General features: G+C 71.8%; 13 protein-coding genes and 1 pseudogene. 8 read left to right on the forward strand and 6 right to left on the reverse strand.

Annotation, left to right across the window (positions count from 1 at the left end; genetic code table 11):
• The 5 genes and pseudogenes from ACWEVN_RS39745 to ACWEVN_RS39765 form a co-directional block, all read left to right on the forward strand.
• Positions 1-158, forward strand: a pseudogene (locus ACWEVN_RS39745) (crotonyl-CoA carboxylase/reductase); the annotation flags it as partial.
• A gap of 588 nt (positions 159-746) precedes the next feature.
• Entirely contained in the window at positions 747-1973 is a 1227-nt protein-coding gene (locus ACWEVN_RS39750; protein WP_452054721.1) for a chromosome segregation protein, read from the forward strand.
• 93 nt (positions 1974-2066) lie between these two features.
• On the forward strand, positions 2067-2519 hold the full coding sequence (locus ACWEVN_RS39755) for a universal stress protein (protein ID WP_354808118.1): 453 nt from the start codon (positions 2067-2069) through the stop codon (positions 2517-2519).
• 1 nt (position 2520) lies between these two features.
• Positions 2521-3636 carry an adenylate/guanylate cyclase domain-containing protein gene (locus ACWEVN_RS39760; protein WP_449685855.1) on the forward strand — a complete coding sequence of 372 codons (1116 nt, stop codon included), beginning with the start codon at positions 2521-2523 and terminating at the stop codon, positions 3634-3636.
• Positions 3637-3692: 56 nt separating this feature from the next.
• Positions 3693-5456, forward strand: a complete 1764-nt coding sequence (locus ACWEVN_RS39765) for a TIR domain-containing protein (protein WP_452054722.1) — start codon at positions 3693-3695, stop codon at positions 5454-5456.
• Between the two features lies 1 nt (position 5457).
• Here ACWEVN_RS39765 and paaE read toward each other — a convergent pair whose 3' ends face one another.
• The 6 genes from paaE to paaZ are packed head-to-tail and all read right to left on the reverse strand — an operon-like array spanning position 5458 to position 11157.
• Positions 5458-6510, reverse strand: a complete 1053-nt coding sequence (gene paaE / locus ACWEVN_RS39770) for a 1,2-phenylacetyl-CoA epoxidase subunit PaaE (protein ID WP_449685857.1) — start codon at positions 6508-6510, stop codon at positions 5458-5460.
• Between the two features lies 1 nt (position 6511).
• Complete coding sequence (paaD, locus tag ACWEVN_RS39775; RefSeq protein ID WP_449685858.1) at positions 6512-7000, reverse strand: 1,2-phenylacetyl-CoA epoxidase subunit PaaD; 489 nt, start codon at positions 6998-7000, stop codon at positions 6512-6514.
• Positions 6994-7851: a 1,2-phenylacetyl-CoA epoxidase subunit PaaC gene (gene paaC / locus ACWEVN_RS39780; protein ID WP_452054723.1), complete on the reverse strand. Its 858-nt coding sequence runs from the start codon at positions 7849-7851 to the stop codon at positions 6994-6996. The genes paaD and paaC overlap by 7 nt, the downstream gene beginning before the upstream one ends.
• Entirely contained in the window at positions 7848-8162 is a 315-nt protein-coding gene (gene paaB, locus ACWEVN_RS39785; protein WP_310977595.1) for a 1,2-phenylacetyl-CoA epoxidase subunit PaaB, read from the reverse strand. The genes paaC and paaB overlap by 4 nt, the downstream gene beginning before the upstream one ends.
• Before the next feature lie 38 nt (positions 8163-8200).
• Positions 8201-9133: a 1,2-phenylacetyl-CoA epoxidase subunit PaaA gene (gene paaA, locus ACWEVN_RS39790; protein WP_449685860.1), complete on the reverse strand. Its 933-nt coding sequence runs from the start codon at positions 9131-9133 to the stop codon at positions 8201-8203.
• On the reverse strand, positions 9130-11157 hold the full coding sequence (paaZ, locus tag ACWEVN_RS39795; protein WP_452054724.1) for a phenylacetic acid degradation bifunctional protein PaaZ: 2028 nt from the start codon (positions 11155-11157) through the stop codon (positions 9130-9132). The genes paaA and paaZ overlap by 4 nt, the downstream gene beginning before the upstream one ends.
• Positions 11158-11323: 166 nt before the next feature.
• Between paaZ and paaI the strand changes: the two genes are divergently transcribed.
• The 3 genes from paaI to ACWEVN_RS39810 are packed head-to-tail and all read left to right on the forward strand — an operon-like array spanning position 11324 to position 13604.
• On the forward strand, positions 11324-11740 hold the full coding sequence (gene paaI, locus ACWEVN_RS39800) for a hydroxyphenylacetyl-CoA thioesterase PaaI (protein ID WP_452054725.1): 417 nt from the start codon (positions 11324-11326) through the stop codon (positions 11738-11740).
• Positions 11737-13014, forward strand: a complete 1278-nt coding sequence (paaK, locus tag ACWEVN_RS39805) for a phenylacetate--CoA ligase PaaK (protein ID WP_452054726.1) — start codon at positions 11737-11739, stop codon at positions 13012-13014. The genes paaI and paaK overlap by 4 nt, the downstream gene beginning before the upstream one ends.
• A complete protein-coding gene (locus ACWEVN_RS39810; protein WP_452054727.1) occupies positions 13011-13604 on the forward strand; it encodes a TetR/AcrR family transcriptional regulator in 594 nt (197 codons plus the stop codon). The genes paaK and ACWEVN_RS39810 overlap by 4 nt, the downstream gene beginning before the upstream one ends.
• The last annotated feature ends 70 nt before the right edge of the window (positions 13605-13674 follow it).

Consider the following 13674-nt stretch of genomic DNA (forward strand, 5'->3'; position numbering starts at 1 on the left):
TGGAGGAGACCGGGCAGGCCGCCCTCGACGTGCACCGCAACGCCCACCAAGGCAAGGTCGGCGTCCTCGCACTCGCCCCCCAAGAAGGCCTCGGCATCCGCGACGAAGAAAAGCGCGCCAAACACATCGAAGGCATCAACGCATTCCGCGGCGCCTGACGCCCGACGGCGCCGGGAGCGGGTCGGCTCCCGGCGCCGAGAACCGGCTCGCGCCCGCTGCCGAAGCCGCCCGGACCCGCGGCCGAAAGCCCGCCCACTCCCAGGGCCGCAAGCCTGCTCGCTCCCGCGGCCGAGGTCCGCTTGGCCCCGCGGCCCGAGGCCCATCCGGCTCCGCGGCCAAACCCCATTCGGGCCCCGGGCCGGAACCCGGCCCGCTCCCGCGGCCGAAACCCACCCGGCCCCCAAGGCCGGAAGCCCGCTCGCTCCCGCGGCCGAAGCCCACCTGGCCCCGCGACCTAAACCCCACCCTGGGCCGGAACCGGCCCGCTCCCGCGGCCGGAACTCACCCAGTCCCGGTGCAGGAAGCCCGCCCGGTCCCGAGCCGGCCGGAACCGGCCTGATCTCGGCACCGGAAGCCGCCCTGCTCGCCGCGCCGGGGACCGCCGTCAGCGCGCTGACTGCCGGCGCCAGGAAGCGCCGAAGAACCAGGCGATTCCGGCGGTTCCTTTCGCCGCGGGAGACCGCTCGTTCGGCGCACCGCCCGGGTGCTCACCCTTCCGTGACCGGACTGCGACTACGGTAGGCCCCATGAGCCTTGGCGATGAACGGGAGCTTGTGCCGCTGGGAGCCGGCTTCGACGTGGCGAAGCGCGGGTACAGCCGAGCGCAGGTCGATGAGCACCTTGAACGGCTGGATGCCGATCTGAAGATGCTCACCGCGGATCGGGACGCCGCCATTGCGCAGGCGGGGGACCTTGCCCGCCAGCTGGAGATCGCGCGCGGCGAGATCGCGGACCTGCGTGGGCAGGTCGACCGGCTTGCCCAGCCGCCGACGAGCGTCGAAGGCCTGTCCGAACGGTTGCAGCGGATGCTGCGGCTCGCGCAGGACGAATCCGCCGACACGCGCGCCCGTGCCGAAGCCGAGGCCGGGCACATCCGGGCCAAGGCCGAGACCGATGCCAGTGCCATGCGGGCCCGGTACGAGCAGCTGCTCACCGAACTCGACCTCCGGCGCAAGGAGATGGAGGCCGAGCACCGGAAGGTCCTCGAAGACGCCCGCGCCGAGGCCAAGAAGATCACCGACGAGGCCGAGGCCGAGCGCAAGCGGCTCGACACCGAGTCGCAGGATCGGCGCACCAAGGTCGAAGAGGACTTCGAGATCGCGATGGCCTCGCGCCGCACCGAGGCGATGCGGGTGCTGGCCGAACAGGAAGCCGCGAGCAAGGCCGAGGCCGCGCGGCGCGTCCAGGAGGCCACGCAGGACGCCGCCGACATCCGGGCGAAGGTCCTCGAAGAAGAGAAGGCCGCGAAGGCCGACATCGACCGCCGTCAGCGGGAGTCCGTCGCGGATGCCAACAAGCGGCGTCAGGACTCGATCACCGAGGCCAACGCGCGGCTCGCCGAAGCCGCCGACGAGGCGCGGCGCCGCGTGACGTCGGCCACGGAGGAATCCAACCGGCGGATCACCCAGGCGAACGAGCGGGTCGACGCGCTGCGGAAGGTGCGCGGCGGGCTCGCCGAGCAGGTCCGGGCGGCGCGGGCCGTGCTGGCCGAGGCGCACACCGTCCTCGGCGACGACGTCAAGGTGCCCGCCGACGTCAAGGCCGACCTGGTCACCGACCCCAAGCCGGACGACACCGAGCAGACCGTGCGGGTCACCGACGTCGAGGAGACCATCCGGATCCGCGCCTCCGACGTGCCGAAGCCGAAGCCCGGGGCCAAACCCGCGGCCAAGCCCGCCGCCACCGCGGCCCCCAAAGCGGCGCCGAAGCCCGCTCCCCGGGCGAGCGGAGCGCAGAAAGCGACTGGCGAGTAACCTTCCACCCGACACGGGCGCGGACGAGCCTGCGCGGTCGGTACCGACCGGCTATCGTCCCTGCTCACGCGGGATCACCTGGAGGTTTTGCGCATGGGTGCGGCATATCGGACCGTGGTGGTGGGCACGGACGGCTCGGAGTCCTCGTTCGCGGCGGTGGACCGCGCGGCGGCGGTGGCCGGCGACGCGGGCGCCACGCTCGTCATCGCGTGTGCGTTCTACCCGGCGAGCCAGTCCGACGTCGACAAGGCCCAGGACGCCCTCGGCGACGAGGCGTACCAGGTCGTCGGCTCGGCCCCGGCCGAAGACACCCTGCAGTCGGCGCGGGACCGCGCGGCGCGAGCGGGCGCGGAGAAGATCGACACGGTCGCGGTCAAGGGCGACCCGGTCGACTCGCTGCGCAAGGTGGTCAAGGAGCGCGAGGCCGACCTGCTGGTCGTCGGCAACCGCGGGCTGAACACGATCGCCGGCCGCATCCTGGGCTCGGTGCCGTCCGAGGTGGCCCGCAAGTCCGGCGTGGACGTGCTGATCGTCCACACGACCTGACGTGACCGGTCCGGGCGAGGAACTTCAGCAGCGGCTCGAACGCGTCCTGCTCGGCGGCCGGCGGAAGTACACCCGGCTCGAAGTGGCGGAGAAGGCCGGCGTGCCCGACGAGCGGTCACGCCGGCTCTGGCGCGCGCTCGGGTTCGCGACCGTGCGCGACGACGAGGTCGTCTTCACCGACGCCGACGTCGAGGCGATGCGGACCGCCGACCAGCTGGTGCAGTCGGGGCTGATCGACCCGAGCATCGAGGTCTCGGTGACGCGCGCGCTCGGCCAGCACCTGTCGCGGCTGGCCGAGTGGCAGGTCGACATGCTCTGGCAGCTGATCCGGGAACAGCCGGAGCTCGGCCGCAGCGAACGCCAGGTGACGCGCCTGGTCGACCGGTTGCTGCCGGAGCTGGAACAAGTCCAGAACTTCGTGTGGCGCCGCCACCTCGCGGCCTACGCGGGACGCGCGTTCGCGGCCCCGGACGAGCACCTGGAGACCCGCACCCAGGTGGTCGGGTTCGTCGACATGGTCGGCTACACGCGCCTGACGCGCCAGATCGGCGAAGACGAGCTGAGCCGCGTGCTCGACGCCTTCGAGACCCTGGCCACCGAGGTGATCGCCGAGCACCACGGCCGCGTGGTGAAGATGATCGGCGACGAAGTCCTGTTCGTGGCGGACGCCCCGGTCGACGCGGCGGAGATCGCCCTGACGCTGACCGAGCGCACGTCGGCGGACGAGACGCTGCCGGCCGTCCGCGCGGGCCTGGCGTCGGGGCGCATCCTGTCGCGCTTCGGCGACGTCTACGGCTCGGTGGTCAACCTGGCCGCCCGCCTGACCTCGGTGGCCCGCCCGGGCACGATCCTGGTCGACCGCGAGCTGGCCGCGGAGCTGGCGGACGAGAAGGCGTACGACCTGCGCGCCCGCCGGCCGGTGACGGTCCGCGGCTACAACCGTCTCCGCCCGTCGGCGCTGCGCCGGGCGAGCGAAGCCCCGACGGGCATGTTCGCGAGTTCCCAGCAGCTGGCGGCGGAGATGCTGGGCCTGACGGACCCGGCGGCCCGGGAGGAGCCTCCGGAGGACCCGGCGCCCGAACCGCGGCCCCGACGCCGCCGGCGCCGCAAGCTCTGACCGGCGACCCGAGTCGGTAGAATCCCTCCCTCGCGCGGACGAGGTGGGAGGTGCGCGTGACCCAGGTGCTCCTCTCGTACGCCGACGAGCCGGACGACCCTTCGCACGAGGATCAGCTGATCCGGCTGTGGCGGTTCCTCCGGTCCTGCAGCGTCGACGCGCGGCTCGACCTGGGTGAAGCGAACGAGCGCCGGGACTGGGCGTTGTGGACGGCGGGGCGGCTCCGCGAAGCAGACTACGTCCTGGTGATCGCCTCGCCCGCGTACCGCCGCAGTGCCGGAGACGTCGGCGCGCACGAGGGACCCGGCATCCTCTGGAAGGCCCGGCAGGTCCGCGACGCGTTCTACGCCGACCCGAACGCGCTGAAGCGGTTCGTGCCTCTCCTGCTGCCCGGCCACGGCCCGGGCGACGTGCCGGAGTTCCTCGCCTCGGTCACTTCGACGGTGTACTCGGTTTCGGACTTCACCGTCGCGGGCGCCGAAAAGCTCCTGCGCATGCTGCTGGACCAGCCCGAGCTCGAGGTGCCGCCGCTGGGCGCACGTCCGGTGCTCGGGCCGAGGCAGATTCCGCCACGGCCGCAGCCGGCGCCGGCCTTCCGGAACGTGGTCACCGGGGACGTCCACGGGGTCGTGATCCAGGTGGGGAACGCCGGTTCCGTGACGGTTCCCGGCACTCCCGCCATCCGGATCGGTGAAGGAGCCGCCACACGGACCGAGCGGGCGTTCGAAGACGCCGCCCGCCGAGCCGGCGGCCGCCTGGGCACCCCAACCGGCCGGGCTTACCGCGAGGGACCCGGCTTCGTCCAGCACTTCACCGGCGGCGCCGCGATCTGCGCGGTCGCCGGCAAACGGGCCGTGGTGGTCGCCGGGCCGATCTGGGACGACCTCGCGGCCCTCCCCGGCTTCCCCGACGGGCCCGGGTTTCCCACCTCGGGCCAGCTCGATGCCGCCGCCCGTGCGGTCGACCTCGACGACGGCACCTGGCAGGCGGGCGTCCTGCACCGCGACCCCGCGACGCAGACGGCGTGGTGGCATCCCCGGCCCCGGCTGGACACGAAAGCCACCGGAGCCTTCTGGCTGCCGACCGCCGGGCCGGCGGATCTGACCGTGCGCGCCGTCGCCACCCTGCCGTGGCAGCTCGACGACCAGGTCGAGATCACGCGGCGCACTCGCGACCTGATCGAAGCGGCGCTCCCGGAAGCGCCGATCAGCACACTCCTCCCGGCGTTGTCTCTCCTCCGGCGGGCCCGGACCGCACCGGGCCGGTGGGAACGGGCGAGCGGGCCGGAAGTCCGCCAGACCGGACAGGACGCCCGGTACGACTACACCGTGCGCAGGCCGGCCGACGGGCGCACGGCCGTCCGCGCGGTCGCGCGCCTCCTGCTTCCGGGCAGCTGGACCTCGGCGGTCACGGTTTCCGTCGAGTTCCAGGCCAATTTCGCGGTGTGGGCGTCGGCGCGGCCGGACGGGTCCACGGCCGGCCTACGGGTCACGGCGAACGAGATCGTCGAACTGTGGACGGCGGCGTGGCACACCGCGACCGTCGTGGTCCCCGGCGCCCTCGTCCCCAGCCCCGAGTGCGCCGCACTGCTGGCGCCCCCGACCGTGACACTTCAGGTCAAGGCGGACACCAGCCTGCCGGCCGTCGTCGACCTCTCGGCGTTCGGGAAGCCGGAAGAACTGCCGGGCCCGCAGGGTGCGGTGACCGTGGTGGCCCCGATCGGGCTCGACCGGGACGAGCGGCGGGCCTGGGCGGCGAAAGCCCTGACCCGCCTGGCCCGTGAGTGGGGCTTCGCGGACGCCGAGGAAGGGATCGGCTAGCTCAGGCGTCGAAGTCGACCGTGAGGGTCTCCGAGACCGGGTACGACTGGCACGTCAGGACGAAGCCCGCCTCGATCTCCGCCTGCTCCAGTGCGAAGTTGCGCCGCAGGTCCACCTTGCCCTCCGTCACGCGGGCGCGGCACGTTCCGCACACCCCGCCCTTGCAGGCGAACGGCAGGTCCGGGCGGAACTTCTGCGCGCCGTCGAGCACCGACGACGAACGGGGCAGCGTCATCGGCGTCGAACGGCCGTCCAGGACCACCGAGACCTCCGAGGACTCCCCCGCCACCGCCGGGTCGAGGTGCTCCACCGGGGCCGGTGGGGTGTCCACGTAGAACAGCTCCTGGTGCACCTTCGACGAAGGCACGCCCAGCGAGGCCAGCAGCTCCTGCGCGCCCGACACCATCTCGAACGGGCCGCACAGCCACCAGTGGTCCACCGACTCCACCGGTACCAAAGTGGAGAACAGCGTGCGCAGCTTCGGGACGTCCAGGCGGCCGGTGAACAGGTCCGCCTCGCGGGGCTCGCGCGACAGCACGTGGATCAGCTCGAGCCGCGACGGTGCGCTGTCCTTCAGGTCGGCCAGCTCGTCCGCGAACATCACCGTGTCCGTGCGGCGGTTGCCGTACAGCACCGTCACCGTCGCCGTGGACGACTTCAGCAGCGACGACACGATCGACAGCACCGGGGTGATGCCCGAACCCGCCGCGATCAGGACGTGGTGACCGCCCTCGGACAGATCCGGGGTGAACGATCCGGACGGCGGGGCCACCTCGATCGTGTCGCCCGCGCGGACCTCGTTCACCAGCCACGACGAGAAGAACCCGTCCGGGACCAGGCGGACGCCCACCCGCGGGGCCGCGCCAGCCGGCGCGCAGATCGAGTACGACCGGCGCTCGTCACGGCCGTCGATCGAACGCCGCAGCGTCAGAGACTGGCCCGGCTTGAACGCGTACTCCGCCGCCAGCGACGACGGCACGTCGAAGGTCACCGCGACCGCGTCGTCGCACAGCCGCTCGACCCCGGCCACCTTCAGGGAGTTGAACCGCGCCACTTCAGATCTCCTTGACGTGCTCGAACGGCTCCAGACACGCGCGGCAGCGCCACAGCGCCTTGCACGCCGTCGCGCCGAACCGGGACTGCTCTTCGGTGTCCGCGGAACCACAGTGCGGGCAAGAAACCCGCGAAACCGGCGCCGACAGCGTCAGCGGGATCGGGCCCGACCGCCGCGGCGCGGCACCCGGCGGCGCGATCCCCGCCTCGGCGAGCTTCCGGCGGCCCGCCGCGGAGATCCAGTCCGACGTCCACGCCGGCGACAGCTGCGTCCGGATCTCGACGTCCGGGTAGCCCGCCGAGACCAGCGCGTGCTCCAGGTCGTCGCGCATGGTGTCCATCGCCGGGCAGCCGGTGTACGTCGGCGTGATCGCGACGACCACGCGGCCCTCGGACTCCGACACCGAGCGCAGCACCCCGAGGTCCGCCAGCGTCAGCATCGGCAGCTCCGGGTCGGTGACGGTGGCCGCCACGGCCGCCGCGGTCACCATCGGGCGTCCGGCATCGCCCGGGCCACGCTCTGCAGCTCCGCCAGCAGGTACCCGAACGACTCGGTGTGGACGCCGTCGCGGCCCATCCGGCCCGACACGCCGGCCAGCTCACCGGAAGCAGGCCTCGAAAGCGTTCCCGCGGCCAGGGCCTGGTCCAGCACCGCGTCGAACTCCGGACGCAGCGACGCCGCGTCGACGAATTCCCCGGGGTGCGTGCGGAACAGCTCCCCCACGTACGGCCAGAGTTCGTCCAGGCCCTCCTGCATCCGAGCGTGCGACAGCGGCGTCCCGTCGCCGAGGCGGACCAGCCACTGCGCCGCGTAGTCGCGGTGGTAGGCCAGTTCCTTGACGCCCTTGTCCGCGATCGCCGCCAGCACCGGGTCCACGGAGGACACCAGCCGCTGGAACAACGCCAGTCGCCACGTCGAGAACACGAACAGGCGCGCGATCAGGTGGCCGAAGTGCCCGCCGCCCAGTTCGGCGAGCCGGACGTTGCGGAACTCGTTCTCCGCACGCAGGAACGCCAGCGAGTCCTCGGTGCGCCCGGAGCCGTCGGCCTTGCCGGCGCGCGCGAGCAGCAGCCGCGCCTGGCCCAGCAGGTCCAGGGCGATGTTGGCGATCGCGACCTCGTCTTCCAGCTCGGGCGCGTGGGTGCACCACTCCTGGAGCCGGTGGGAGAAGATCAGCGCGTCGTCGCCCAGCATCAGGCAGTACGCGGCCAGCTGCGCGGCGTCCACTCCGGACGGCACCGAAGTGTCCACTCCGGACAGTGGGTCCTCGAAGCCGGTGCCGAACGCCCAGCGCGCGTCGTTCTCCTCGGTGATGGCCTCGTACACGTTGTCGAAACTCATATGTGCGGCACATCCTCGGGAATGTCGTAGAACGTCGGGTGCCGGTAGACCTTGTCGCCGCTGGGTGCGAAGAACGGGTCCTTCTCGTCCGGCGACGACGCCGTGATGTCCGCCGCGCGCACGACCCAGATCGACACGCCTTCGTTGCGGCGCGTGTAGAGGTCGCGCGCGTGGTGCAGGGCCATCTGGTCGTCGGCCGCGTGCAGCGACCCGACGTGCACGTGGTTCAGCCCGCGCTTGCCGCGGACGAACACCTCGTACAGCGGCCAATCGTGCTTGACCGTGCCCGGAGCGGCGGGGACGCCTTCCAGGGGGACGGCGCCGTGGCCGCCTTCGGAAGTCAGCTCGCTCACTTGTGCTCCTTCTTCGCGGCGTGGGCGACGGCGGCTTCCCGCACCCACGCGCCGTCTTCGTGGGCCCGGCGCCGGTGCGCGATCCGCGAAGCGTTGCAGGGCCCGTTGCCCTTGAGGACGTTCTTGAACTCGTCCCAGTCCACGGCGCCGAAGTCGTAGTGCCCCCGCTCGGCGTTCCACTTGAGCGAAGGGTCCGGGAACGTGACGCCGAGGGCTTCGGCCTGCGGCACCGACATGTCCACGAACCGCTGCCGCAGCTCGTCGTTGGTGTGGCGCTTGATCTTCCACGCCATCGACTGCGCGGTGTTCGGCGAATCGGCGTCCGGCGGGCCGAACATCATCAGCGACGGCCACCACCAGCGGTTCACGGCCTCCTGGACCATCTCCCGCTGCTGCTCGGTGCCCTTCATCATGGTCATCAGCAGCTCGTAGCCCTGCCGCTGGTGGAACGACTCTTCCTTGCAGATGCGGATCATCGCCCGCGCGTACGGCCCGTACGAAGACCGGCACAGCGGCACCTGGTTGCAGATCGCGGCGCCGTCGACCAGCCAGCCGATCACGCCGACGTCGGCGAAGGTCAGCGTCGGGTAGTTGAAGATCGACGAGTACTTCTGCTTGCCCGTGATCAGCTTGTCGGTCAGGTCCGCGCGATCCGCGCCCAGCGTCGCGGCCGCGGAGTACAGGTAGAGGCCGTGACCGGCTTCGTCCTGGACCTTGGCCAGCAGGATCGCCTTACGGCGCAGCGACGGCGCCCGCGTGATCCAGTTGCCCTCGGGCTGCATGCCGATGATCTCCGAGTGCGCGTGCTGCGCGATCTGCCGGATCATCGTCTTGCGGTAGCCCTCGGGTACCCAGTCGCGCGGCTCGATCCGCTGGTCGCGCTCGATGGTGTGCTCGAAGTGTTCTTCCAGCGAAACGGTGGCCGTCACGGCTGCTCCTTCGACACCAGGGTCAGGACGTCGTACTTGGCCACGGACTCGCCCTCGGCGTTCGTGACGTCGGCGTCCCAGCGGACTTCGCCGTACTCCTGGTCGATCCGCGGGGTGATCTGCTTGGCGGTCAGCGTCACCGTGAGCGAGTCGCCGACCTTGACCGGGGTGAGGAACCGCAGGTTCTCCAGGCCGTAGTTGGCCAGCACCGGGCCCGGCTCGGGCGAGACGAACAACCCCGCCGCGAACGAGACGACCAGGTAGCCGTGCGCGACGATCCCGCCGAACAGCGGGTTGGCCGCGGCCGCCTCGGGGTCGGTGTGGGCGTAGAAGGTGTCGCCGGTGAACTCGGCGAAGTGGTCGACGTCGGCCTGCGAAACGACCCGCGGCCCGGCGACCACCGAGTCGCCGATCTTCAGCTCGGCCAGGGACTTTCGGAACGGGTGCACGCCTTCGGTGCGCGGCGCGCCGGCGACCCAGCGGCCGGTGACCGCGGACAGCACGGCCGGCGAGCCCTGCACGGCGGTGCGCTGCAGGTGGTGCAGCACGCCGCGGATGCCGCCCATCTCCTCGCCGCCGCCCGCGCGGCCCGGGCCGCCGTGGACCAGCTGCGGCATCGGCGAACCGTGCCCGGTGGACTCCTTCGCGTCCTCCGCGTCGAGCACCAGCAGGCGGCCGTGGAACGGCGCCGCGCCGAGCACGACCTCGCGGACGAACTCCTTGTCGGCGCTGACGACGGACCCGGCCAGGCTGCCGCCGCCGCGCGCGGCGAAGTCGACGACCTGCTCGGTGGACGTGTACGGCATCAGCGTCGAGACCGGGCCGAACGCCTCGACCTCGTGCGGCTCGGAGCGTTCGGGGTCGGCCTTGAGCAGCACCGGGGAGATGAAGGCGCCGCGCTCGGCGTCGGCGTCCACGACGTCGACCCGCTCCGGGTCGCCGAAGACGACGCTCCCGGCGTCCAGCAGCGCCTTCAGCGACCGCCGGACCTCCTCGCGCTGTTCCAGGCTGGCCAGCGCGCCCATCCGGACACCTTCGGACGCCGGGTTGCCGACCGTCACCTTCGCCAGCCGCTCCGACGCGGCCGCGGCGACGTCATCAAGCAGCTCGGCCGGCACGAACGCGCGCCGGATGGCGGTGCACTTCTGGCCCGCCTTGACCGTCATCTCGGTGGTCAGCTGCTTGACGAACAGGTCGAATTCGGTCGTGCCCGGGACGGCGTCCGGGCCGAGGATCGAGCAGTTCAGCGAGTCGGCCTCGGCGTTGAAGCGGACGGCGTGGCGCACGATCGCCGGGTGGGTCCGCAGCTTCTGCGCGGTCGACGCCGAGCCGGTGAAGGACACCAGGTCCTGCGCGGTGACGTGGTCGAGCAGGTCGCCGGCGCTGCCCGCGACGAACTGGAGCGTGCCCTCGGGCAGGAGGCCGGACTCGATGATCAGCTCGACCACGCGGGCGGTCAGGTAGGCGGTCTGGCTGGCCGGCTTGACCAGGCTCGGGACACCGGCCAGGAAGGCGGGCGCGAACTTCTCCAGGGGACCCCACACCGGGAAGTTGAACGCGTTGATCTGGACGGCGACGCCCCGCAGCGGGGTCGCGATGTGCTGGGCGACGAACGTGCCCCCGCGGGAGAGCGGCTCGACGTTGCCCTCGACGTAGACGGTGTCGTTCGGCAGCTCGCGCTTGCCCTTCGAGGCGTAGCTGAACAGGACGCCGATGCCGCCGTCGATGTCGAACTTCGAGTCACCGAGGGTGGCACCGGTGCGAGCGGAGAGGGCGTACAGCTCGTCGCGGTGCTCGCGCAGGTGCGAGGCGAGCGCCTTGAGCAGCGCCGCACGCTGGTGGAACGTCAGCTCGCGCAGGGCCGGGCCGCCGACTTCGCGGCCGTACTCGAGGGCGGCCGCGAAGTCGACGCCCGCCGACGAGATCCGGGCGACCTCCTCGCCGGTGGCCGCGTCATGCAGCGGGACGCCCTCGTCCGCCGCGGTGTGCCAGCTCCCGGAGACGTAGCTGCGCAGCAATGCCATCAGGTCCCTCTCGCCGAATTACCTACCGGACGTTCAGTTAATCGCATGGTAGCCGCTGGTCCCGAAGATCGGAAGGGCCCGGCGCTTGACACCGGCGCCGACCACTGCCTTTACTGAGCGGCACCGCCGAGTGACCGTCCATTCGGTCAGTGGGGACGGAGGGCAGATGACCAACGCCGCGCACACCATGTTCGCCGCCGACGAGGCCTCCCGCGCGCTGGGCATCGAACTCGTCGAAGCGGGCGGCGGCCGGGCCGTGGCGGCCATGACGATCACGCGCGAGATGGTCAACGGCCACGACATCGCCCACGGCGGGTACGTCTTCCTGCTGGCCGACACGGCCTTCGCGCTCGCCTGCAACAGCCACGGCCCCGCGACCGTCGCCGCGGGCGCCGACATCTCCTTCGTCGCGGCCGGCCGGCTCGGCGACCACCTCGTCGCCACGGCCACCGAGCGCACCCGCTACGGCCGCAACGGCCTCTACGACGTCACGGTCCACCGGGAGACCCCCGCCGGGCCCGAGGTCGTCGCCGAATTCCGCGGCCGCAGCCGCGTCCTCTCCGCGAAACGGGACAGTGCATGATCGAGACGGACATCAGCGCGGACGAGCTGGCCGCCCTCCAGCTGGAACGTCTGCAGTGGACACTCCGGCACGCCTACGCGAACGTTCCGGCGTACACGCGCAAGTTCGACGCGGCCGGCGTCCACCCGGACGACTGCAAGGAGCTCGCCGACCTGGCGAAGTTCCCGTTCACCACCAAGCAGGACCTGCGCGAGAACTACCCGTTCGGCATGTTCGCCGTGCCGCAGGACCAGGTCCGCCGCATCCACGCCTCCAGCGGCACGACCGGCAAGGCCACCGTCGTCGGCTACACCGAGCGGGACATCGACACGTGGGCGACGGTGATGGCCCGCTCGATCCACGCCGCGGGCGGGCGGCCGGGGCACAAGGTGCACGTCGCCTACGGCTACGGCCTGTTCACCGGCGGGCTCGGCGCCCACTACGGCGCGGAGAAGCTGGGCTGCACGGTGATCCCGGCGTCCGGCGGGATGACCGCGCGGCAGGTCCAGCTGATCACCGACTTCCGGCCCGAGGTCATCATGGTGACGCCGTCGTACATGCTGACGCTGCTCGACGAGTTCGAGCGCCAAGGCGTCGACCCGCGGGCTTCTTCCCTGAAGGTGGGCATCTTCGGCGCCGAGCCGTGGACCGAGCAGATGCGCGCGGAGATCGAGGAGCGGTTCGCGCTCGACGCCGTCGACATCTACGGGCTGTCGGAGGTGATGGGGCCGGGCGTCGCGCAGGAATGCGTCGAGACGAAGGACGGCCTGCACATCTGGGAGGACCACTTCTACCCCGAGGTGATCGACCCGTACTCCGAAGACGTCCTCGGCGGCGGGGAGACCGGTGAGCTGGTGTTCACGTCCCTGACCAAGCAGGCGCTGCCGATCATCCGGTACCGCACCCGCGACCTGACCGAACTGAACCCGGGCACCGCGCGGCCGGCGTTCCGGCGGATGGCCAAGGTGACCGGCCGGACCGACGACCTCATCATCCTGCGCGGGGTCAACGTCTTCCCGACGCAGATCGAGGAGATCGTGCTGCGCACGGACGGGTTGAGCCCGCACTTCCAGCTCGTCCGGTCCACCCGCGGCCGGCTCGACCACCTGACCGTGCGGGTGGAGGCCCGGCACGACGCTTCCGCCGACGCCCGTTCAGAGGCCGCGGCCTCCCTGGTCTCGCAGGTCAAGGACGGCGTCGGGGTGACGGTGTCGGTGGACGTCGTCGACCCGGACACGCTGGAGCGGTCGATGGGCAAGATGCGGCGGATCGTCGACCAGCGGGACAAGCCGTGACGACGCCGCGGCGCGGGCGGCCCGGCTACGACCTGGAGTCGTTGCTGCAGGTGGCGGTGAAGCTGTTCAACGAGCGCGGTTACGACGGCACGAGCATGGAGGACCTGTCCCGCAAGCTCGGCATCACGAAGTCGGCGATCTACCACCACGTGCCCAGCAAGGAGGAGCTGCTGCGGCTGGCGGTGGACCGGGCGCTGGACGGGCTGTTCGAGGTGGCTTCCGAGACGGCCCGGCTGGACGGGCGCGCGATCGACCGGCTGGAGCACCTGGTGCGCGGCAGCGTCCTGGTGCTGGCGGACCGGCTGCCGTTCGTGACGCTGCTGTTGCGCGTGCGGGGCAACACGAAGGTGGAGCGGGCGGCCCTGGCACGGCGGCGTGAGTTCGACCGGCTGGTGACGGACCTGGTGAAGCAGGCCGAGGCGGAGGGCGACGTCCGCCCGGACGTGGATCCGGCGGTGACGGCCCGGCTGGTGTTCGGCATGGTGAACTCGCTGATCGAGTGGTACAAGCCGCGGCGCGGCTCCTCGGCGGCCGAGGTGGCGGACGCGGTGTGCAAGGTGGCCTTCGAGGGCCTGCGCACCGGATCCTGAGCCGGCGACGTATGCGCCCCAATGTGGCGTTCGGTGCGTCCAACGCACCCAATGTGGCGTTCGGTGCGTT

This window comes from Amycolatopsis sp. NPDC003861 (assembly GCF_053605405.1).

What these genes read in the sequence shown, in the direction of transcription:
- paaZ (WP_452054724.1), bottom strand. Translation starts at nt 11,157, where the DNA reads ATGGCATTGCTGCGCAGCTACGTCTCCGGGAGCTGGCACACCGCGGCG.
- ACWEVN_RS39750 (WP_452054721.1), top strand. Translation starts at nt 747, where the DNA reads ATGAGCCTTGGCGATGAACGGGAGCTTGTGCCGCTGGGAGCCGGCTTC.
- paaC (WP_452054723.1), bottom strand. Translation starts at nt 7,851, where the DNA reads ATGAGTTTCGACAACGTGTACGAGGCCATCACCGAGGAGAACGACGCG.
- ACWEVN_RS39755 (WP_354808118.1), top strand. Translation starts at nt 2,067, where the DNA reads ATGGGTGCGGCATATCGGACCGTGGTGGTGGGCACGGACGGCTCGGAG.
- paaK (WP_452054726.1), top strand. Translation starts at nt 11,737, where the DNA reads ATGATCGAGACGGACATCAGCGCGGACGAGCTGGCCGCCCTCCAGCTG.
- paaI (WP_452054725.1), top strand. Translation starts at nt 11,324, where the DNA reads ATGACCAACGCCGCGCACACCATGTTCGCCGCCGACGAGGCCTCCCGC.
- paaD (WP_449685858.1), bottom strand. Translation starts at nt 7,000, where the DNA reads ATGGTGACCGCGGCGGCCGTGGCGGCCACCGTCACCGACCCGGAGCTG.